The following is a 21510-nucleotide window of genomic DNA, read 5'->3' as shown; positions in this document are numbered from 1 at the left end:
CCTGCCCGCACAATGCTCCAGACAGGAAAAACACCATGAACATTCATGAATATCAGGCCAAGGCTCTCCTGAAGAGCTATGGCGCACCGGTCGCGGAAGGTGTCGCGATCTTCTCTGCCGACGAGGCTGAAGCCGCTGCCAAGTCGCTCCCGGGCCCACTTTACGTGGTCAAGAGCCAGATCCATGCCGGCGGCCGCGGCAAGGGCAAGTTCAAGGAACTTTCCGCCGACGCCAAGGGCGGCGTGCGTCTTGCCTTCTCGATCGATGAAGCCAAGTCTCATGCCAAGGAAATGCTCGGCAATACGCTCGTTACCGCGCAGACCGGCCCTGCCGGCAAGCAGGTGAACCGCCTCTACATCGAGGACGGCGCCGACATCGAACGCGAACTCTATCTGTCGCTGCTCGTCGACCGCTCGGTCGGCCAGGTCGCCTTCGTCGTTTCGACGGAAGGCGGCATGGACATCGAGGCTGTTGCGCACGACACGCCGGAAAAGATCGTCAACGTCGCGATCAACCCGGAAGCTGGCGTCACGGCCGCCGATCTCGCCAAGCTCACCTCGGCCCTGAAGCTTGACGGCGAAGCCAAGGCTGACGCCGAAAAGCTCTTCCCGATCCTCTACAAGGCCTTTGTCGAGAAGGACATGAGCCTGCTCGAGATCAACCCGCTGATCGTCATGAAGAACGGCCGCATGCGCGTTCTCGATGCCAAGGTCTCGTTCGACGGCAACGCGCTGTTCCGTCACGACGACATCAAGGCCCTGCGCGACGAAACCGAAGAAGACGCCAAGGAAATCGAGGCCTCCAAGTGGGACCTCGCCTATGTGGCGCTCGACGGCAACATCGGATGCATGGTCAACGGCGCCGGCCTTGCCATGGCGACGATGGACATCATCAAGCTCTACGGCAAGGAGCCGGCAAACTTCTGCGACGTCGGCGGCGGCGCCGGCAAGGAGAAGGTCGCGGCAGCCTTCAAGATCATCACGGCCGACCCGAAGGTCGAGGGCATCCTCGTCAACATCTTCGGCGGCATCATGAAGTGCGATGTCATTGCTGAAGGTGTCGTTGCGGCCGTGCAGGAAGTCGGCCTCAAGGTTCCGCTGGTCGTTCGTCTCGAAGGCACGAATGTCGAGCTTGGCAAGAAGATCCTGAACGAATCCGGCCTGGCGATCACCGCCGCCGACGATCTGGATGACGCTGCCAAGAAGATCGTCGCCGCGATCAACGGCTAACTGAAGGACCAGACCTAATGTCGATTCTCGTCAACAAGAACACCAAGGTCCTCGTTCAGGGCCTGACCGGCAAGACCGGCACCTTCCACACCGAACAGGCGCTTGCCTACTACGGCACGCAGATGGTCGGCGGCATTCACCCGAAGAAGGGCGGCGAAACCTGGACCGGCTCCAAGGGCGAAACCCTGCCGATCTTCGCGTCGGTTGCCGAAGGCCGTGAAAAGACCGGTGCGGACGCATCCGTGATCTATGTTCCGCCGGCAGGCGCCGCGGACGCGATCATCGAAGCGATCGATGCCGAAATCCCGTTCATCACCTGCATCACCGAAGGCATCCCGGTTGCCGACATGGTGCGCGTCAAGGCTCGTCTCGACCGCTCCAAGTCGCGCCTGCTCGGCCCGAACTGCCCCGGTATCCTGACGCCGGAAGAATGCAAGATCGGCATCATGCCGGGCTCGATCTTCCGCAAGGGTTCGGTCGGCATCGTCTCGCGCTCCGGCACGCTGACCTATGAAGCCGTGTTCCAGACCTCAAACGAAGGCCTCGGCCAGACGACGGCTGTCGGCATCGGCGGCGACCCGGTCAAGGGCACCGAGTTCATCGACGTGCTCGAGATGTTCCTGGCGGACGAAGCCACGACCTCGATCATCATGATCGGCGAAATCGGCGGCTCGGCCGAAGAGGATGCGGCGCAGTTCCTCATCGACGAGGCGAAGAAGGGCCGCAAGAAGCCGATGGCCGGCTTCATCGCGGGCCGTACCGCGCCGAAGGGCCGCACGATGGGTCACGCTGGCGCCGTCGTTTCCGGCGGCAAGGGCGATGCGGAATCCAAGATCGCCGCGATGGAGCAGGCAGGCATTCGCGTGTCGCCGTCGCCGGCCCGTCTCGGCAAGACGCTGGTCGAAGTCCTCAAGGGCTGATCTTAAAGACTTCTGCCCGGGCCGGAGCGACCCGGCCCGGGCAGTCTGCCTGCCGCATGTTTCCTTGGCTGATTCAGGATCAGGACATACGGCAACCCTACTGCCACGGCGATCCCGGCGCGTCCCTTCGATGCGCGGCGCCGTAGGAAGGCCTGGCGCCAAACGCGCCGAACGAACATGAACGGCCGGGATACCCGGCAACCCAACTTCAGTCAGGAGGCGGACGGATCAGTCCGCGTGAGACCATGACAAGGCAAGAGGCCAACGAGCAATTCCAGCTCACATCCTTTCTGGACGGCGCCAACGCCGCCTATATCGAGCAGCTCCAAGCACGCTATGAAACGGACCCGGCGTCCGTGTCGGCCGAATGGCAGGCCTTCTTCAAGGCGCTCGCCGACCGGCCGGAAGATGTCGTGAAGGCAGCCAAGGGCGCCTCCTGGAAAAAGAACAACTGGCCGATCCAGGCCAATGGCGAACTTGTCTCCGCGCTTGATGGCGACTGGGGCACGGTCGAGAAGGTCATCGAAAAGAAGGTGAAGGCGAAGGCTGAGGAAGCCGCCGCTGCTACCGGCACAGTCGCAAGCGCTGCCGACATCCATCAGGCGACGCGCGATTCCGTTCGCGCCATCATGATGATCCGCGCCTATCGCGCCCGTGGCCACCTGCACGCCAAACTCGATCCGCTCGGCCTTGCTGCCCCGGTCGAAGACTACAACGAGCTTTCGCCTTCGAACTACGGGTTCGAGGACAAGGATCTCGACCGCAAGATCTTCATCGACAACGTGCTCGGCCTCGAATACGCCAGCATTCGCGAGATGGTCGAAATCCTCGAGCGCACTTACTGCTCGACGATCGGCGTCGAATTCATGCACATGTCCAACCCGGAAGAGAAGGCCTGGATCCAGGAACGTATCGAAGGGCCGGACAAGGGTGTCGAGTTCACCCCGGAAGGCAAGAAGGCGATCCTGCAGAAGCTGATCGAGTCGGAAGGCTTCGAGCAGTTCATCGACGTCAAGTACAAGGGCACCAAGCGCTTCGGTCTCGACGGCGGCGAATCGCTGATCCCGGCGCTTGAGCAGATCATCAAGCGCGGCGGCCAGGAAGGCCTCAAGGAAATCGTTCTCGGCATGGCCCACCGCGGCCGTCTGAACGTGCTCTCCCAGGTCATGGCGAAGCCCCACCGTGCTATCTTCCACGAGTTCAAGGGCGGCTCCTACGCACCTGACGACGTCGAAGGTTCGGGCGACGTGAAGTACCACCTCGGCGCTTCCTCCGACCGCGAGTTCGACGGCAACAAGGTTCACCTGTCGCTGACGGCAAACCCGTCGCACCTCGAAATCGTCAACCCTGTGGTCATGGGCAAGGCCCGCGCCAAGCAGGACCAGATGGCAACGGTGTTCGAAGGCGACATCATTCCGCTGCGCGAACGCTCCAAGGTCATGCCGCTGCTGCTGCATGGCGATGCCGCCTTTGCCGGCCAGGGCGTGATTGCCGAAATCCTCGGCCTTTCCGGCCTGCGCGGTCACCGCGTTGCCGGCACGGTTCACTTCATCATCAACAACCAGATCGGCTTCACCACCAATCCGGCTTTCTCGCGCTCGTCGCCCTATCCGTCCGACGTCGCCAAGATGATCGAGGCGCCGATCTTCCACGTCAACGGCGACGATCCGGAAGCGGTCGTCTATGCTGCCAAGATCGCGACCGAATTCCGGATGAAGTTCCACAAGCCGGTCGTCATCGACATGTTCTGCTACCGCCGCTTCGGCCATAACGAAGGCGACGAGCCGGCGTTCACCCAGCCGAAGATGTACAAGGTCATCCGTGGCCACAAGACGGTCGTCCAGCTCTACTCCGACCGCCTGGTCGCCGAGGGCCTGATGTCGGAAGGCGAAGTCGAAAAGATGAAGGCCGACTGGCGCGCGCACCTCGAGCAGGAGTTCGAGGCCGGCCAGTCCTACAAGCCGAACAAGGCCGACTGGCTCGACGGTGTCTGGTCGGGCCTGCGCTCGGCCGACAATCAGGACGAACAGCGCCGCGGCAAGACCTCGGTGCCGATGAAGCAGCTCAAGGAAGTCGGTCGCAAGATCTCCGAAATTCCGGCGGGCTTCAACGCGCACCGCACGATCCAGCGCTTCATGGAAAATCGCGCCAACATGATCCAGACCGGCGAAGGCGTCGACTGGGCCATGGCTGAAGCGCTCGCCTTCGGCACGCTGGTCACGGAAGGCACCAAGATCCGCCTGTCGGGCCAGGACTGCGAACGCGGCACCTTCTCGCAGCGCCATTCGGTTCTCTACGATCAGCAGACCGAAGAGCGCTACATCCCGCTCGCCAACCTGTCGCCGACCCAGGCCCGCTACGAGGTCATCAACTCGATGCTCTCGGAAGAGGCCGTGCTCGGCTTCGAATACGGCTATTCGCTGGCACGTCCGAATGCGCTGACCCTCTGGGAAGCCCAGTTCGGCGACTTCGCCAACGGTGCACAGGTCGTCTTCGACCAGTTCATCTCGTCGGGCGAACGCAAGTGGCTGCGCATGTCGGGTCTCGTCTGCCTGCTGCCGCACGGCTATGAAGGCCAGGGTCCAGAGCACTCGTCCGCCCGCCTCGAGCGCTTCCTGCAGCTTTGCGCAGAAGACAACATGCAGGTCGCCAACGTCACCACGCCGGCGAACTACTTCCACATCCTGCGCCGCCAGGTGAAGCGTGATTTCCGCAAGCCGCTGGTGCTGATGACGCCGAAGTCGCTGCTGCGTCACAAGCGTGCGGTCTCCAGCCTGTCGGAAATGGCCGGCGAGAGCTCGTTCCACCGCCTGCTGTGGGACGATGCCGAGGTGATCAAGGATGGTCCGATCAAGCTGCAGAAGGACTCTAAGATCCGTCGCGTCGTGCTCTGCTCGGGCAAGGTCTACTACGACCTGCTCGAAGAACGCGAAAAGCGCGGCATCGACGATATCTACCTGCTGCGCGTCGAACAGCTCTATCCGTTCCCGGCCAAGGCGCTCATCAACGAGCTTAGCCGCTTCCGCAACGCGGAGATGGTCTGGTGCCAGGAAGAGCCGAAGAACATGGGCGCATGGTCGTTCATCGACCCGTACCTCGAGTGGGTTCTCGCCCATATCGATGCCAAGTATCAGCGCGTGCGCTACACCGGTCGTCCGGCTGCCGCGTCGCCGGCAACGGGCCTGATGTCGAAGCACCTGGCGCAGCTTGCCGCCTTCCTCGAGGACGCGCTGGGGGGCTGACGCTCCCCTCGCTCTGAGCCAACAGAAACAGATATCTGAATCAACGGAACAAAAATCATGGCAACAGAAATCCGCGTTCCCACCCTCGGCGAGTCCGTCAGTGAAGCGACCGTCGGCACCTGGTTCAAGAAGGTCGGCGACGCCATCAAGGCCGATGAACCCCTGCTCGAACTCGAAACCGACAAGGTGACGATCGAAGTGCCGGCGCCGGCCGCAGGCACGCTCTCCGAAATCGTCGCACAGGCCGGCGAGACCGTCGGTCTCGGCGCGCTGCTCGGCCAGATCGCCGCCGGCGCTGCCAGCGCAGCTGCTGCTCCGGCTGCTGCTGCCGAAAAGAAGGCCGAGCCTGCTGCTGCCGCTCCGGCTGCCCCGGCCGCCGCTGCAGTACCCGCTGCCTCGTCGATGCCGCCGGCACCGTCCGCCGGCAAGCTGCTTGCCGAAAACAACCTGTCGGCCGACCAGATCGACGGCTCCGGCAAGCGTGGCCAGGTGCTGAAGGGTGATGTGCTCGCCGCCGTCGCCAAGGGCATCTCGACGCCGGCCGCTTCCGAGCCGGCCAAGGTCCAGGCCCGTGCGCCGTCGACGGCGGAAGACGTCGTTCGTGAAGAGCGCGTCAAGATGACCCGCCTGCGCCAGACGATCGCCAAGCGCCTCAAGGACGCTCAGAACACGGCTGCCATGCTCACCACCTACAACGAGGTGGACATGAGCGCCGTCATGTCGCTGCGCAACAAGTACAAGGACATCTTTGAGAAGAAGCACGGCGTGAAGCTCGGCTTCATGGGCTTCTTCACCAAGGCCGTGACCCATGCGCTGAAGGAAATCCCGGCTGTCAACGCCGAGATCGACGGCACCGACATCATCTACAAGAACTACTGCCACATCGGCGTTGCCGTCGGCACCGACAAGGGTCTTGTGGTTCCGATCGTTCGCGACGCCGACCAGATGTCGATCGCCGAAATCGAGAAGGACATCGGTCGTCTCGGCAAGGCTGCGCGCGATGGCGCGCTGTCGATGGCCGACATGCAGGGCGGCACGTTCACCATCTCCAACGGTGGTGTGTACGGCTCGCTGATGTCCTCGCCGATCCTGAATGCGCCGCAGTCGGGCATTCTCGGCATGCACAAGATCCAGGAGCGTCCGGTCGCCATCGGCGGCCAGGTCGTCATCCGACCGATGATGTACCTCGCGCTCTCCTACGATCACCGCATCGTCGACGGCAAGGAAGCCGTGACCTTCCTCGTGCGCGTCAAGGAAAGCCTCGAGGATCCGGAGCGTCTGGTCCTCGACCTCTGATTTCTGAACTATGTGGGGGCGCCTAGGCGCCCCCGTCGATTGCCGAGTGTTTCGGCTGAAGCGATGGTAAGCCATCGCCGACCGGCTTTGCCGCGGAGCCCGCCCCCTTCGGCGTGTCAGACTGATCTGGATTGTGCCTGATATTTGCGAGGGGTCATGGAAGCTGCAGCAGCGTCGACGGAAATCTGGGTGCTTGGCTGGAGCGCCGTGTTCCTCATCGTCCATATCATCGTACAGGCGACATCGCTCGACCTCGCTGGCGATCTCGGTTTCAAATACCTGCTTGGTCCGCGGGACGAGCAGAAGGTCCCAAAAAGCGTTATCGCCGGCCGTCTGCTGCGCGCGCTGCGCAATATGCTGGAGACCTATCCGGTCTTCGCCGCGCTCGCGCTTGCCCTGGCGGTGACCGGCAAGACCGGCGGCCTTGGGGCGATCGGCGCCGTGACCTGGCTTCTCGCGCGCGTCGTCTACAGTCTGCTCTACGTTGCCGGCGTTCCCGTGCTGCGCACCCTCGTCTGGTTCGTATCGATCATTGCGCTGTTGCTGATGGTCGTGCGGCTGATGGCTTGAGCTTCGTTACGAACGAAAGCAAGAGGAGACCGTTGCATGGCATTCGGACCCAACGTTCCGCCGATCCAGGCCCATATCTGCGTCAAGGACGGCCTTGCCGCCATTGCCTTCTACGAGAAAGCGCTCGGTGCTGTGAACACGTTCCACGCGATGGCCGAGGATGGCAAACGCGTCATGCATGCCAATCTTGCCATCTATGGCGGCGAGGTGATGTTGCATGACGAGTTCCCGGAATTCGGCGGCAGCGTGCTGTCGCCGAACACGATCGGCGGAACCGGCATGGCGATCAGCATCAACCTGCCGAACCCTGCCGATGTCGATGCGGCCTATGCAAAGGCGATCGGTGCCGGGGCATCGACAGTGCTGGAGCCGCAGGATACCTTCTGGCACGCACGCTACGCGCGCATTCAGGATCCCTTCGGCCACGTCTGGGCCTTCAACGCACCGGTCGCACAATCATGAGCCAATATCTTCTCGAACTCGCATCGCTGATGGCGATCTTCGCCTTCGCCATCGTCTCTCCGGGCGCAGACCTTGCGATGGTCATGCGCCAGTCGATCGTGCATGGCCGCCGCCCGGCGATCATCACCTCCTTCGGCATCGGCACGTCGCTGATGTTCCATGTGACCTACACGATCCTCGGCCTCGGGCTGATCATTTCGCAGTCGATCTACCTCTTCAACATCGTCAAATGGTGCGGCGTTGCTTACCTGATCTATATCGGCATCAAGGCGCTGCGTGCCGGCCAGACGGAAATCAAGGTCGAGCGTGCCGAAAACAGCGACGCGGCCAAGGGCCAGTCGGCCGCCAAGGCCTTCGGCCTCGGTTTCGCCGCCAATGCGCTCAACCCGAAGCCGGTCTTCTTCTTCCTGTCGATCTTCTCGACCGTCGTCAGCGCGCATACGCCAATCCTCATCAAGTTCGGCTACGGGCTCGTCATGGCTACCTGCCTGATCCTCTGGTTCGTCGGCGTCAGCCTGTTCATGACGACGCCGCGCATGCGCGCTGCCTTCACCCGGGCCAGCAAGTGGATCGACCGTACCAGCGGCGTGGTCTTCATCGCCCTTGGCCTCAAGCTCGCGACGGAGAAGGCCGCCTGATCATGGTTGCTCGTCGCCTCACCTTCATCCTGCTCTGCTCTGCGCTTGCAGCGCCGGCTGCCGCTGCCGATTGCAAGCAGTCGCACGCGATCTACGCCGATCGCGACGGCGGCTACGAACTGCGCTTCGAACCTGTTGGCTCGGCAAGTGCCGCGACCAGCAATCACTTCAAGGTGGCGGTTCTGAAGCCCGGGCTGCTGCTCGACGGCGTGGTGATGCCGGCGGGCGAGCCAGAGCGGGCGACGGGGCTGATCATGCACAATTGCCCGGAAGGGGATACGACCGGCGAGGAACTGCGCGCCTGCACGGTGTGGCAGGGTGTCGTCTATGCGCTCGACAAGGCGGGCGCGATCAGCGAGATCCCCGCCGAAACCGAGCCGGCGGCCGCGCAATTGCTGCTACCGGATTTCGGCCCCTCACTCAGAGCATCGAGCGCTTGGGGCAAAGGCAAGGCCGAAGCCGACAGCTGGGATTCCTTTGCCCTCAAGGGATGCGCCGCATGAGCCAAAACCCTGTTCTCCTCGTGACCGGCGGCAGCCGCGGCATTGGCGCTGCGGTCTGCCTGGGTGCTGCAAGAGCCGGCTGGCGCGTCGTTGTCAACTACGCCAGCAACCACGATGCGGCGGATGCCGTCGTGCGTGCGATCGAAGCGGCCGGCGGTACGGCGATCGCGGTTCAAGGTGACGTCGGCGCCGAGGCGGATATCCAGGCGATCTTTGCAGCGGTCGATGCGGCTTTCGGCCGGCTGGATGGCCTCGTCAACAATGCCGGCATCATCGGACAGACTGCACGCGTCGATGAAATGTCCGTCGATCGGCTGGAACGCATGTTCCGCATCAATATTACCGGCTCCATCCGCTGCGCGGCGGAAGCTGTGCGCCGCATGTCGACGCGCTACGGCGGCAGCGGCGGCGCCATCGTCAACATCTCCTCCGCCGCTGCCGTGCTTGGCTCGCCAGCGCAGTATGTCGACTACGCCGCCTCGAAGGGTGCAATCGACACCTTCACCGTCGGGCTGGCGCGCGAAGTGGCGACCGAGGGCATTCGCGTCAACGCGATCCGCCCCGGCATCATCGATACCGAGATCCACGCCTCCGGCGGCCTGCCGGACCGGGCCCGTGATCTCGCCCATACCATTCCCGTACAGCGACCCGGCACCGCCGAGGAAGTCGCTGACGCGGTTCTCTATCTCCTGTCGGACAAGGCGACTTATGTGACGGGAGCAATTCTCAATGTCAGCGGCGGACGCTAACCGTCCTGAAGGAAGGATATTCAAATGGCATATGATCTCATCGTTATCGGCAGCGGCCCCGGCGGCTATGTCTGCGCCATCAAGGCGGCGCAACTCGGCCTGAAGGTTGCCGTCGTCGAGAAGCGCGCCACCTATGGCGGCACCTGCCTCAACATCGGCTGCATCCCGTCGAAGGCGCTGCTGCATGCTTCCGAGATGTTCCACCAGGTCGCCCATGGCGTCGACGCGCTCGGCGTCGAGGTCGCAGCACCGAAGCTGAACCTTGCAAAGATGATGGCCCACAAGGACGCGACCGTTAAGTCCAACGTCGATGGCGTCTCGTTCCTGTTCAAGAAGAACAAGATCGACGGCATCCAGGGCACCGGCAAGGTGCTCGGCCAGGGCAAGGTCTCGGTCACCAACGACAAGGGCGAGGAGCAGATCCTCGAAACCAAGAACATCGTGATCGCCACCGGCTCCGACGTCGCGGGCATTCCGGGCGTCAAGGTCGACATCGACGAGAAGGTGATCGTTTCTTCGACCGGCGGCATCGCGCTTGAAAAGGTCCCGGCCAACATGATCGTCGTCGGCGGCGGTGTCATCGGCCTCGAGCTCGGCTCGGTCTGGGCCCGTCTCGGCGCCAAGGTCACGGTCGTCGAGTACCTCGACACGATCCTCGGCGGCATGGACGGCGACGTTGCCAAGCAGTTCCAGCGCATGCTGGCCAAGCAGGGCATGGACTTCAAGCTCGGCGCCAAGGTGACGGGTGTGGTCAAGGACGGCAAGGGCGCCAAGGTAACCTTCGAGCCGGTCAAGGGCGGCGACGCCCAGACGCTCGACGCCGACGTGGTGCTGATCGCCACCGGTCGCAAGCCCTACACCGACGGCCTTGGCCTCGACAAGGCCGGCGTCGTCATGGACCAGCGCGGCCGCGTCGAGATCGACCATCACTTCCAGACGAGCGTTACTGGCATCTATGCGATCGGCGATGTGGTGCGTGGCCCGATGCTCGCCCACAAGGCGGAAGACGAAGGTGTGGCGGTTGCAGAAATCCTCGCCGGCCAGGCTGGCCACGTGAACTACGACGTCATCCCGAGCGTCGTCTACACCCAGCCGGAAGTTGCCTCCGTCGGCAAGACCGAGGAAGAGCTGAAGGCCGCAGGCGTCGCCTACAAGGTTGGCAAGTTCCCGTTCACCGCCAATGGTCGTGCGCGTGCGATGCTCGCCACCGACGGTTTCGTGAAAATCCTGGCTGACAAGGAAACCGACCGGGTGCTGGGCGGCCACATCGTCGGCTTCGGCGCCGGCGAGATGATCCACGAGATCGCCGTTCTGATGGAATTCGGCGGTTCGTCGGAAGACCTCGGCCGCACCTGCCACGCGCACCCGACCATGTCGGAAGCGGTCAAGGAAGCAGCGCTGTCGACCTTCTTCAAGCCGATCCATATGTAATGATCAGGCGAGGGGGCTGCGGCAAGCGGCCCCCTTTTTCCAGCCGTGCGCTTTCGACGTGCCGGCTGTTGTTGCGGCGCATTCGCCCGTGCCGCGTCAGCGACCGCTGACATTCCCCAGGGATATCTCGTGGCGGATCGCGACGATCTCTCACTCTTCGGAAGCAGACCGGACCGCGTGGAAGCGTTCTTCGAACTCGCGTCTGAGGCTGCGTCGCGCTTCGGCTGCGCGCTGCCGGCGCTTGCGGTCGGCCGTGTCGGTGACAAGGGTGGGAACGGGCGTCGGCGCGCCCTCGGCGTCGACCGCGACCATGGTGAAGAAGCAGGAATTGGTGTGACGCCGCTCGCCGCTGCGGATGTTTTCGGCCTCGACGCGGATGCCGATTTCCATCGACGTGCGGCCGGCATTGTTGACCGCGGCCCGGAAGGTGACGAGTTCACCGACATGGATCGGCTGGCGGAAGATCACCTGGTCGACCGAAAGCGTCACCGCATATTGCTGCGAGTAACGCGAGGCACAGGAGAAGGCCACGCGGTCGAGGAGATTGAGCAGTGCGCCTCCATGGACCTTGCCGCTGAAGTTCGCCATGTCCGGCGTCATCAGCACGACCATTTCGAGTTCGCGTGTGTCGTAGCTGGTTTCCATTGTCCGTCTCCAGAATTTGCAAGGTTCCGCTTGAGTTATGCAGCTTGTCGGCGCGAAGGGAAGGGTCCTGTGCTTGGGCGAATGACGGCTCCTGGCAGCTGACCGGGTGTGACGATTGGACCGAGGGCTGCGACAAGCGGTCCCCTGTGCAGGCACGGCGGTGGGCGCAATCATGTTCCAAAGGACAAACGACGCCAAGGCGTCAGGAGGAAACATGAAACCGAGAGCCGTGGCCATATCGTTGCCGAACCGGCATCTTCCGGAAGCCGATTGGGCAGACCGATTCGAGCTCGCCCTTGACGGCAGGGGCGTGACCGCATCGGAAGCGGCCGAACGTTCGCTTGGCCGTTCGCCGCGTTGGGTTCGCGAGTTGCTGCACCTGCGCAATCGAATGGTCTCTGTCGTCGGCCTGAAATCGGCTGCGCCGAAAGCGGGCCGGTTCGGTTTGGTCGGGGCATTTCCGGTGCTGTCGAAAAGCGATGACGAAGTGGTACTCGGTTTCGACGACAAGCATCTCGATTTTCGCATTGTCGTCGATGTCAGGGCGGGATCCGCAGTCAATCAGATCGTCGGTGTCACCACCCTTGTTCGCAGGCACAATACGTTCGGGCGCGTTTACCTGGCGGTGGTCACACCCTTTCACAAGGTGATCGTGCCGACGCTCCTGGCGCGGGTGGCGGGTCCGGGCGGCTGAGCTCAGGTCTTGCTTTTCAGCCCGGATAGCAGCAGATCCAGATTGTCGTTCGCGTTGGTCAAGCGCGCGACCGGATCATCGCGTCTGCCCTCCTGATCGCGACCCATTGGCAGGCGCCGGACTGGACGCTCTTCGTCTTCGCGATCCTTGCGGGGTGCACGCCGAGCATGTCGGCGATGGCTCGGGCGCGATGGACCGAACTCTATCGTGGCCGCCCTGAACTCAAGACGGCCTTTTCGCTCGAGCCGGTTTTCGACGAGATCTGCTTTATCGTCGGGCCGCCCATCGCAGTCGGGTTGAGCGTCGGATTGTTTCCGGAGGCCGGGCCACTGGCGGCTGCGGTATGCCTCGCTGTCGGTGTTACCGGCTTCGTGCTGCAGAGAAGCACCGAGCCCCCGATCATACCGGCGGAGATGGGGGAGCAGGGTTCGGTTCTTCGTTATCCGGCGCGACGCGTGCTCATCGCGGCGCTTGCCGGAATGGGTGTGATCGTCGGCACGATCGACGTGGTCAGCGTGGCCTTCGCTAAGGCCGAAGGACGACCCGCAGCTGCAAGCCTGGTGCTTTCCCTGTATGCGCTCGGCTCCTTTATCGCCGGCCTGGCGTTCGGTGCAGCCAGAATCGGCTTGCCGCTGCCGAAGCTGTTCCTGATCGGCGCGGGCATGACGGCCGCCAGTACATTGCCGCTCCTGTTTGCGGGCGGGATCGGCGGCCTGGCCGTCATGATGTTCATTTCTGGCGTATTTTTCACGCCGACGATGATCGTCGCCGTGAGCATCGGCGAAGTCGCGGTGCCGCCGTCGAAACTGACCGAGGGGCTGACCTGGCTGACGACCGGTCTCGGCATAGGCGTCGCGGCAGGTGCGGCGATGCCAGGGGCGGTGGTCGCGCGCTTCGGCGTGCAGGCGGGCTTCACCATCGCGCTGGCCGCTGGAGCCTTGATCGTTGGGGCTGCGTTTTGGGGCTACCGCCGCCTGTCGAGAGTCGAGGCCGATGGCGGTTGCGAGCACAGCCGAAGCTGTTTCGCGCGCGGGCGCGCAAAGCTGAAAAAGGCTCAGAGGCCCCGCAGATCCGTCGCCGGTCCTGTCAATTGGCGCGTGTCACGGTGAAGCCCTGGGCGCGCAGGAGCTCGACCAGGCCTTCCTTGCCCGGCAGATGCAGCGCGCCGACGGCCATGAAAGCGCCGCCGTCCTTCAGGATCGGTTCGGCGCGTGTCGCCATCGTCTTGTTCCGGTCGACGATGATGCGTTGCTCGAAATCGGCATAGCCGAAATCCTCGGCTGTGCCCTTGTCGGATACGGATCGCATCATCGGCATGATCATGCCGGTGTCGCCGGAGAGATAGAGATCGGTCATCGTCGCGAAGACGTCGTCGATCGTCTTGCCGAGCGCCAGTGTCTCGATCAGCGCGCGCAGGTGCAGTTCGGTCGGAAGAGAATCCATCGCCGCGAGCTGCTCGATCAGCGTCTCCAGGCCCTTGAGCGTCTTGCCCTGGCTGACCGCATCCTCGGCAATCTTCTTGTCGAGGAAGGAGGCGCCGGTCGCCTTGCGGCTGATCTCGCAGGCGGGCAACGCGACGAAGCTCGCGATCATCCAGGGTTTCATGCGCGCAACGAGCGTCAGCGGAATGCCCCGGGCCTTGAGGCCCGCTTCGAGCTGTTCGCGATCGCCAGGCTTCAGGAAATCGGCGATCGTCTTGTTGTCGGGGAACATGGTGAGGTCGGGCCGCATCAGGATCGCGGCGGCCGATTTCTTCTCATCGATGATCTCGTCCGATTCGACGATCACGGTCGAGGCTGCCTCGAAAGCGGCCGGGGCCTCTGCCGGAAGTGCCAGCACACGCGGATCGGTCACGTGCATGGTGCCGAGCAGCCAGGACGCCGCGATGCCGTCCTTCTCGATTTTCCAGAAGATGCCTTTGCCGTTCGGCACGGCGGCGGCTTCCGCTTCGAGTGCTGCGAATCTTGTCGGATCCGACTTGGCAAGGGCGGTGAGCACATTCGAGCCGCCGCATTCGACTTCCTGCGCGTCGGCTTCGGCGACAAAGAAGAGTGCAACGACGAGGCTGGCGGCAAGAACGACATGCAAGAGGGCAATCAGCCAAAGCGTACCGTCGGCGACCCATGCAAACAGGTTGCGGAGCAGGTTTCGATCAGGTCTCGCAAAGGCGGTCATCATTCTTCCCCGACGGTCGGACGGTCGTTGTTGAACCCTAGGCCCTGGCCGGTCACGGCTTCCTTAAAGGGCATGGTTAACCCATCGTTTCGCCAAAAATCAGGCGCGCGGATGGGCGCGGTCGTAGATCTCCAGAAGCCGTGCGGAATCGACACCGGTATAGACCTGGGTCGTCGACAGGCTGGCGTGGCCAAGCAGTTCCTGGATGGTCCTGAGGTCGCCGCCACCGGCGAGAAGGTGGGTGGCGAAGGAGTGTCGCAGCGCATGCGGCGTTGCCGTCTCCGGCAGGCCAAGGGCGCCGCGCAGCTTCTGCATTTCCCTCTGGATGATCGCCGGCTGCAGCTTGGCGCCACGGGCACCGCGAAACAACGGTTCGTCGGCAGCCGGCTGATAGGGGCAGAGCTTGATATAGGCGGCGACGGCTTCACGCGCGGCCTGCATCAGCGGCACGAGCCGCGTCTTGCCGCCCTTGCCGACGATGCGCAGCGACGAGGGCGAGCCGGAGAATTCGCCCGGTGTCAGCCCGAGTGCTTCGGAGATGCGCAGGCCGCAACCATAGAGCAGGGTCAACACCGCGGCATTGCGGGCGGCGATCCAGGGTTCCTCGGCAAGCTGCGCCTCCGAGGTCACGACATTGAGCGCCTCACGATCGGTCAGCGGCTTCGGCAGAGATTTCGGCTGCTTCGGCGAGCGCACGGCGGTTGCACCCGCAGCGTTGGCGAGACCGTTGCGCTCGAGGAAGCGGAGGAAGGAGCGCAAGCCGGCAAGGCCACGGCCGAGCGTTCGCGCGCCGGCGCCACCCTTGCGGCGCTGGGCGAGGAAGCCGCGCAGATCCGCCGGCCTGAGTGTCCGGATGTCGGAAAGGCGCGGCGGCCCGGCCAGATGGCTGGTCAGGAATGTGAGGAATTGACGCGTGTCGCGCTCATAGGCCTCGACGGTGTTATCGGAGAGGCGGCGCTCCCGCATGAGCCCATCGAGCCAACGTTGGCGTTCGGCAAGGAGTTCCGGATGGCCGATGACGAGGAGCTCGTTCATTGTCGCTTCCCAAGTTGGTCCATCGGCGACAATGCCCTGACGCATCTTATGTTTTTGCTAATGCGCCCTTGGAATCTGTCATTCTTCGATCATATAGAATTGCGATGGTCAGCCGGAAAGAATCGGATCGGACTATGGCGGGACGGGATTCGGTGAACGGATTCGCGCATTTTGCTGAAGTAATCGCCCTGGTCTCACAGGGGCAACCTGGGCACATCGTCGACACCCTGATTGCCGAGCGTGGCCAACGCATCGTCAAGAGCCCGATGTGGCCGTTGATGCGGCCCTTTCTCTACGCATTGCTGAACTATCGCAAGGCGCACGAGTTCGCCGATGCTGTCGCCAACATGCCGGGCTTTCACGCCTTCGAACATCTGAGTTCGCTGCTCTCGCTGGAAGTGCGGGTCGACCAGGCCGAGCGCATACCGGCCGAGGGCGGCTTCCTGCTTGTCAGTAACCATCCGACCGGCATTGCCGACGGTATCGCTGTCTTCGACCTGCTGAAGACGCGGCGGCCTGACATGATGTTCTTCGCCAATCGCGACGCCATCCGCGTCAACCCGCGCTTCGTCGAAATGGTCATCCCGGTCGAATGGCGCGAGGAGCACAAGAGCAAGCTGAAGGCCCGCGAGACGCTGCAGGTCACCAATCGGGCGATCGGCGAAGGCAAGGCGACGGTGCTCTTTCCTTCCGGACGCATCGCCTACTGGGCGGACGGTTGTCTCAACGAGCGGCCGTGGAAGACCTCTGCGGTGGGCTTTGCCCGCAAATACGGTCTGCCGATCCTGCCGGTGCACATGAGCGCCCGCAATTCCGGCCTGTTCTACTGGTTCGCCAAGTGGTCGACGGAACTGCGCGACATGACCGTGTTCCATGAATTGCTCAACAAGAAGGGCGATCTCTTCGATTTCCGCATCGGCAACCTGATCCCGCCGGAGGCGCTGGAAGGTGAGCCTGGTGAGGTGACGAAGGCGCTCGAGCGGCACACGGTTCTCGATCTCGCCATGGACGCGGACGCGGCGTTCCAGCCCAGACTGCAAGCGGCGGCTGCGCTCTAGCGACCAGCCGCGCCATGCCCGCCGGACTTCACGCCGGGCGGTGGATCGGCTAGGTCTTCAGCCATGCAGCTACAATCCATGTTTGCCGAAAACTACCGTTCGTTGAAGTCGATCCGCATGGATCTGACCGGGGTCAACCTGTTCATCGGCGAGAACGGCGTCGGCAAATCCAACCTCTATCGCGCGCTGCAACTCGTGCAGTCGGCCATCCGCGGAACCCTGGCGCGGGAGATCGCCGAGGAGGGCGGCATGTCGTCGGCGCTCTGGAGTGGCCGGCGCCGGGCCGACAAGCCGGCGCGCATCCGGCTCGAGACCGAGTTGTTGGACGAGGAACGGGCGATCACCTTTCGCTACCGCATAGAGGCCGGGCTGCGCCCGCCATTGGCGGCGGCAGGGTTTGCCTATGAGCCTCAGGTGAAGGAAGAGGAACTGACCGTTGAGACCGGCCGCCGTCCGGTGACGATGATGAAGCGGTCTGGCCCCGGCATCTTCGTGCGTGGCGAGCGCGGGCGGATGGAGGACTATCCGGAACAGGCGTTGACCTCGGAGACGGCGATCTCGCTGCTCGGCGACGCCGGCCATTATCCGGAGGTCGGAACCTTCCGCCGTGCGGTCGACCAATGGCGGTTCTTCCATGGCTTCCGCACCGATCGCGATTCGCCCTTGCGTCTGCCCTGCCTTGCCGTCACGGCGCCGATGCTCGACGAGACGGGCGTCAACATGGCCGCGGTCTTCGCGACGCTCAGGCACACCCGTCAGGATACGGCCGATCTAGACCGGGCGGTCGCCGACGCCTTTGGCGGCGCCCATCTCGACGTTCCCGAGCCGGGACAGTTCGCCGAGTTCTCGCTGGTCTTTCCGGATTTCCCCAACCGGCCGTTTTCGCCGCGCGAGCTTTCCGACGGGCAGATGCGCTTCCTGGCGCTGGCGGCCGCCCTGCTTTCCTATCGCCGACCCCGGTTCATTGCGCTCAACGAGCCCGAAACGAGCCTGCATCCTGACATGCTGCCGGCGCTTGCCGACATGATCGCCAGCGCCTCCCGCGAGAGCCAGATCTGGATCGTTACCCATTCGGAGAGACTGGCCGAAGAAGTGCGCCAGCGCTCAGGCATCCGTCCGCGCCGGGTGATCCGCAAGGACAGCGCCACCTGGATCGACGGCATGCGGCTGACGGGGCTGATGGACGACGACGAGTAGGCAAAAAAAACCCCGCATCGCTGCGGGGTTTTTCAATTCATTCCTGAACAATCAGGCGATCTTCTGGCCGGTCTTGGCCCAGTCGGCCAGAAACTGCTCGAGGCCCTTGTCGGTCAGCGGATGCTTGACGAGAGCCTTCAGCGTGGCCGGCGGTGCGGTGACGACGTCAGCGCCGATGAGGGCTGCTTCCTTGACGTGGTTCACCGTGCGGATCGAAGCTGCGAGGATCTCGGTCTCATAGCCGTAGTTGTCGAAGATGTGGCGGATTTCGCGGATCAGGTCCATGCCGTCGAAGGCGATGTCGTCGAGGCGGCCGACGAAGGGCGAAACGAAGGTCGCGCCGGCCTTGGCGGCGAGCAGCGCCTGGTTGGCCGAGAAGCACAGCGTCACGTTGGTCTGGTGGCCGTCCGAGGTCAGCGCCTTGCAGGCCTTGAGGCCGTCGAGCGTCAGCGGCAGCTTGATGCAGATGTTGTCGGCGATCTTCGAGAGAACGGCGGCTTCCTTCATCATCTCGGCGTATTCGGTGGCGGTGACTTCCGCCGAAACCGGGCCCTCGACGATGCCGCAGATTTCCTTGGTGACTTCCGTGATGTCGCGGCCCGACTTCAGGATCAGCGACGGGTTGGTGGTGACGCCATCGAGAAGGCCGAGATCGTTCAGCTCGCGGATTTCCTTGACGTCGGCGGTATCAACGAAAAATTTCATGGGGTCACTCCCTTGGGGCACGATTGCCGTTCGGGCGCATATCTACCGGGGAGGAATTCCGTTGGCAGAGATCGCGCGCGTTGAAACTCTGGTGGAACCGTGACAAACCCTGCGCCGGCAAGGCTGCGGTTCGCAGCGCAGTTTTCTTTAACCGAAACACGTGGCAAGGTCACGGCAAAATGACTCGCGATTCAACCGATTTATTCGGCGATTTGCTCGGGCCTGTTTCGGCCCGTCGCGTCGTGCCGGTCCTGGTGCCCATGCCGGCGCCGAAAGCCTATTCCTATGCGGTTCCCGACCACATGGCGGTCGAGCCGGGCTCGATCGTGCAGGTGCCGCTCGGCCCGCGCCTCGTCGTCGGCGTCGTCTGGGATGGAGACGATGACGGAAGCGTCGATCCGAAGAAACTGAAGACAATCGAGAAGGTCTTCGATTGCCCGCCGCTGACGCGCGACATGCGGACCTTTCTCGATTGGGTTGCCACCTATACCGTCACGCCGCCGGGGCTGGTCGCGCGCATGGCGCTGCGGGCGCCGGCCGCCTTTGATCCCGAGCCGATGGTGGAGGCCCTGCGCCTCACCGAGATGCGGCCGGAGCGCATGACGGCGGCACGCGAACGCGTGATCGCTGCCGCCAGCGACGGCTTCTCCTGGACCCGCTCCGGGCTCGCGCATGCGGCCGGCACGTCGTCGAGCGTGATCGAGGGACTGACGCAGCAAGGCGTCTTCGAGACCGTCTTCATGGCGCCGCCGCCGGTCGTCGCCTTGCCCGATCCCGATTTCGTCGCCCCTCGGCTGGAAGGTCCGCAGAAGGATGCCGCCGCCGACCTCCTGGCAGCGGTCGCGGAGGGCGGCTTTTCAGTGTCCTTGATCGACGGCATCACCGGCTCCGGCAAGACCGAGGTCTATTTCGAGGCGATTGCCGCGACGCTTCGGGCCGGCAAGCAGGTGCTGATCCTGTTGCCGGAAATCGCGCTGACGTCGAGCTTCCTCGAACGCTTCCAGGATCGTTTTGGCGCAAAGCCGGCCGAGTGGCATTCGGATCTGGCGCCGCGGACCCGCGAAAAGGTCTGGCGCCAGGTGACCACTGGCACGGTCCGCGTCGTCGCCGGCGCGCGATCCGCCCTGTTTCTGCCGTTCGAAGAACTCGGTCTCATCATCGTCGATGAAGAGCACGACCCGGCCTACAAGCAGGAGGATCGCGTCTACTATAATGCGCGCGACATGGCGGTCGTGCGCGGCCGGATCACCGGCTTTCCCGTCGTGCTCGTTTCGGCAACACCTTCGGTCGAAAGCCGCGTCAACGGAGAGGTCGGCCGCTACAAGCCGATCCACCTGCCGACGCGCTTCGGCGATGCGGCGCTGCCGCGGCTCGGCGTCGTCGACATGCGCCAGCATCCGCCGGCGCGCGGCGGTTTCCTGTCACCGGTGCTCTTGAGCCAGGTCGGCAAGGCCGTCGAGCGCGGCGAGCAGGCGCTGCTCTTCCTCAATCGGCGCGGCTATGCACCGCTGACGCTCTGCCGTGTTTGCGGCCATCGCTTCCAGTGCCCGGATTGCTCCAGCTGGCTCGTCGAGCATCGCTTTCGCGGACAGATCCAGTGCCACCAGTGCGGCTATTCCGAGCGCACGCCGGAAGCCTGCCCGGAGTGCGGCACGCTCGATCACCTCGTTGCCTGCGGCCCGGGGGTTGAGCGCATTGCCGAGGAGGTGGAGCGGCATTTCCCCGAAGCGCGCACCATCGTGCTTTCTTCCGACCTGATGGGCGTCAAACGGCTGAGGCTGGAGCTTGAAGCCATCACGCGTGGCGAAGCCGATATCGTCATCGGTACCCAGCTGGTCGCCAAGGGACATAACTTCCCCCTGATGACGCTGGTCGGCATTGTCGATGCCGACCTCGGTCTGGCAAATGGCGATCCGCGTGCGGCGGAGCGAACCTTTCAATTGCTCTCGCAGGTGACCGGCCGCGCCGGGCGAACCGGCCTCAAGAGCCTCGGCCTGTTGCAGACCTACCAGCCGCAGCATCCGGTGATGCAGGCGATCGTTTCCGGCGATGCGGACGCCTTCTACGACCGCGAGATTGCCGAGCGCGAGAAGGCGCTGCTGCCGCCCTTCGGCCGGCTCGCCTCACTGATCGTCTCGGCCGATACCCGCCAGGATGCCGAGGGTCATGCGCGGGGCTTGCGCATGGCGGCACCACGGACCGACGGCATCACCATTCTCGGCCCCGCGGAAGCGCCGCTGGCGCTGATCCGCGGGCGGCATCGCTTCCGCCTGCTGGTGCACGGCCGGCGCAACAGCGACATGCAGGCCTTCGTCAAGGCGATGATCGCTGCCGGCCCGAAGGAGCGCGGCTCGGTCAGCGTCCAGCTCGATATCGATCCCCAGAGCTTCCTGTAGTCGCAAGTTTCCTGTGATCGTCGTTTTGACGAGGCCGTGGACGATTCACAACCGGCGCGACATGCGCTAGAGAACAAAGACGTTTCGCTTCGTCAGCCAGCCAGACGACCGAAGACGGAAGCAGGACAACGGGCTCATCTGCGGGAACAGGCATGGAGTTCTACATTCCGACGGAAACCGGCGAGTTGCTCGCCTTCAGCGCAGCCGTGGCTGCGGCGCTGATCGGCGTCGTCATGCTGTTTGCGCCGCGGCTTACCTTTCGCACGGCCGGTATCGGCATTGCCGAGGGGCGGCGCGGCGGCTATGCGGAGGCGCGCTCCACCATGGGCGGCATGCATGTCGGGCTCGGCCTTGCCGCCATTCTGTTGGCGCAGCCGATGGTCTACCTTGCCGTCGGAGCGGCGTTTGCGCTTGCCGCCTTCGGGCGTATCCTCTCGATGATGAGCGACAACGGCGGGACGGTCTACAACTGGCTGGCGCTCTTCGTTCAGGCGGCACTTGCCATCCTCCCGCTCGCCTACGTCTTCGGCATGATCTGATCGTGCCGCGGGCCGATCCGCGATTC

Annotated in this window: 20 protein-coding genes; 16 read left to right on the top strand and 4 right to left on the bottom strand. The window is 63.8% G+C overall.

The window, feature by feature from the left end:
- Positions 1 to 35 precede the first annotated feature (35 nt).
- The 10 genes from sucC to lpdA all read left to right on the top strand — a co-directional run bounded on the left by sucC (position 36) and on the right by lpdA (position 11040).
- A complete protein-coding gene (gene sucC / locus PWG15_RS17275; protein WP_275021750.1) occupies positions 36 to 1229 on the top strand; it encodes an ADP-forming succinate--CoA ligase subunit beta in 1194 nt (397 codons plus the stop codon).
- Positions 1230 to 1246: 17 nt separating this feature from the next.
- Positions 1247 to 2149 (top strand): succinate--CoA ligase subunit alpha, encoded by a 903-nt coding sequence (sucD, locus tag PWG15_RS17270; protein ID WP_058321727.1) that lies wholly within the window; start codon positions 1247 to 1249, stop codon positions 2147 to 2149.
- Between the two features lie 245 nt (positions 2150 to 2394).
- The gene (locus tag PWG15_RS17265; protein WP_275021749.1) at positions 2395 to 5391 is read left to right on the top strand and encodes a 2-oxoglutarate dehydrogenase E1 component; all 2997 of its coding nucleotides are present in this window, start codon (positions 2395 to 2397) and stop codon (positions 5389 to 5391) included.
- A 57-nt stretch (positions 5392 to 5448) separates the two neighbouring features.
- Positions 5449 to 6687 carry a 2-oxoglutarate dehydrogenase complex dihydrolipoyllysine-residue succinyltransferase gene (odhB, locus tag PWG15_RS17260; RefSeq protein ID WP_275021748.1) on the top strand — a complete coding sequence of 413 codons (1239 nt, stop codon included), beginning with the start codon at positions 5449 to 5451 and terminating at the stop codon, positions 6685 to 6687.
- Positions 6688 to 6843: 156 nt separating this feature from the next.
- Entirely contained in the window at positions 6844 to 7257 is a 414-nt protein-coding gene (locus PWG15_RS17255) for an MAPEG family protein (protein ID WP_275021747.1), read from the top strand.
- A gap of 36 nt (positions 7258 to 7293) precedes the next feature.
- A complete protein-coding gene (locus PWG15_RS17250; RefSeq protein ID WP_275021746.1) occupies positions 7294 to 7719 on the top strand; it encodes a VOC family protein in 426 nt (141 codons plus the stop codon).
- The gene (locus tag PWG15_RS17245; protein ID WP_275021745.1) at positions 7716 to 8357 is read left to right on the top strand and encodes a LysE family translocator; all 642 of its coding nucleotides are present in this window, start codon (positions 7716 to 7718) and stop codon (positions 8355 to 8357) included. Before PWG15_RS17250 ends, PWG15_RS17245 begins: the two co-directional genes overlap by 4 nt.
- A gap of 2 nt (positions 8358 to 8359) precedes the next feature.
- Positions 8360 to 8860 (top strand): hypothetical protein, encoded by a 501-nt coding sequence (locus tag PWG15_RS17240; protein WP_425536712.1) that lies wholly within the window; start codon positions 8360 to 8362, stop codon positions 8858 to 8860.
- Positions 8857 to 9609 carry an SDR family oxidoreductase gene (locus tag PWG15_RS17235; RefSeq protein ID WP_275021744.1) on the top strand — a complete coding sequence of 251 codons (753 nt, stop codon included), beginning with the start codon at positions 8857 to 8859 and terminating at the stop codon, positions 9607 to 9609. The genes PWG15_RS17240 and PWG15_RS17235 overlap by 4 nt, the downstream gene beginning before the upstream one ends.
- A gap of 24 nt (positions 9610 to 9633) precedes the next feature.
- Positions 9634 to 11040: a dihydrolipoyl dehydrogenase gene (gene lpdA / locus PWG15_RS17230; RefSeq protein WP_275021743.1), complete on the top strand. Its 1407-nt coding sequence runs from the start codon at positions 9634 to 9636 to the stop codon at positions 11038 to 11040.
- A gap of 150 nt (positions 11041 to 11190) precedes the next feature.
- Here the strand turns inward: lpdA and PWG15_RS17225 are convergent, their stop codons facing one another.
- Positions 11191 to 11685: an acyl-CoA thioesterase gene (locus PWG15_RS17225; protein ID WP_275021742.1), complete on the bottom strand. Its 495-nt coding sequence runs from the start codon at positions 11683 to 11685 to the stop codon at positions 11191 to 11193.
- A gap of 214 nt (positions 11686 to 11899) precedes the next feature.
- Between PWG15_RS17225 and PWG15_RS17220 the strand changes: the two genes are divergently transcribed.
- Together PWG15_RS17220 and PWG15_RS17215 are read left to right on the top strand one after the other, a co-directional pair.
- The gene (locus PWG15_RS17220; RefSeq protein ID WP_275021741.1) at positions 11900 to 12379 is read left to right on the top strand and encodes a DUF2867 domain-containing protein; all 480 of its coding nucleotides are present in this window, start codon (positions 11900 to 11902) and stop codon (positions 12377 to 12379) included.
- A gap of 308 nt (positions 12380 to 12687) precedes the next feature.
- Positions 12688 to 13488, top strand: a complete 801-nt coding sequence (locus PWG15_RS17215; protein ID WP_275021740.1) for an MFS transporter — start codon at positions 12688 to 12690, stop codon at positions 13486 to 13488.
- Here the strand turns inward: PWG15_RS17215 and PWG15_RS17210 are convergent.
- Both PWG15_RS17210 and PWG15_RS17205 read right to left on the bottom strand, forming a co-directional pair.
- Positions 13466 to 14554 carry a TraB/GumN family protein gene (locus PWG15_RS17210; protein WP_275021739.1) on the bottom strand — a complete coding sequence of 363 codons (1089 nt, stop codon included), beginning with the start codon at positions 14552 to 14554 and terminating at the stop codon, positions 13466 to 13468. The genes PWG15_RS17215 and PWG15_RS17210 overlap by 23 nt on opposite strands.
- 99 nt (positions 14555 to 14653) lie before the next feature.
- A complete protein-coding gene (locus PWG15_RS17205; RefSeq protein ID WP_275021738.1) occupies positions 14654 to 15589 on the bottom strand; it encodes a tyrosine recombinase XerC in 936 nt (311 codons plus the stop codon).
- 134 nt (positions 15590 to 15723) lie between these two features.
- On the opposite strand from PWG15_RS17205, the gene PWG15_RS17200 reads away from it, so the two are divergent.
- Together PWG15_RS17200 and PWG15_RS17195 are read left to right on the top strand one after the other, a co-directional pair.
- On the top strand, positions 15724 to 16647 hold the full coding sequence (locus PWG15_RS17200; protein ID WP_275021737.1) for a lysophospholipid acyltransferase family protein: 924 nt from the start codon (positions 15724 to 15726) through the stop codon (positions 16645 to 16647).
- A 63-nt stretch (positions 16648 to 16710) separates the two neighbouring features.
- Positions 16711 to 17844 carry an AAA family ATPase gene (locus PWG15_RS17195; RefSeq protein WP_275021736.1) on the top strand — a complete coding sequence of 378 codons (1134 nt, stop codon included), beginning with the start codon at positions 16711 to 16713 and terminating at the stop codon, positions 17842 to 17844.
- A 51-nt stretch (positions 17845 to 17895) separates the two neighbouring features.
- Here the strand turns inward: PWG15_RS17195 and fsa are convergent, their stop codons facing one another.
- Positions 17896 to 18549 (bottom strand): fructose-6-phosphate aldolase, encoded by a 654-nt coding sequence (gene fsa / locus PWG15_RS17190; RefSeq protein WP_275021735.1) that lies wholly within the window; start codon positions 18547 to 18549, stop codon positions 17896 to 17898.
- Between the two features lie 179 nt (positions 18550 to 18728).
- On the opposite strand from fsa, the gene PWG15_RS17185 reads away from it, so the two are divergent.
- Positions 18729 to 20945, top strand: a complete 2217-nt coding sequence (locus PWG15_RS17185; RefSeq protein ID WP_275021734.1) for a primosomal protein N' — start codon at positions 18729 to 18731, stop codon at positions 20943 to 20945.
- A 152-nt stretch (positions 20946 to 21097) separates the two neighbouring features.
- On the top strand, positions 21098 to 21484 hold the full coding sequence (locus tag PWG15_RS17180; RefSeq protein ID WP_275021733.1) for an AGROH133_08824 family phage infection protein: 387 nt from the start codon (positions 21098 to 21100) through the stop codon (positions 21482 to 21484).
- Positions 21485 to 21510 lie beyond the last annotated feature (26 nt).

The sequence above is a fragment of the Ensifer adhaerens genome (genome assembly GCF_028993555.1).
Classification (GTDB): Bacteria; Pseudomonadota; Alphaproteobacteria; order Rhizobiales; family Rhizobiaceae; genus Ensifer; species Ensifer adhaerens_I.
The sequence above is the reverse complement of the archived record's forward strand: the minus strand, read 5'-3'. Positions and strand labels throughout refer to the sequence as shown.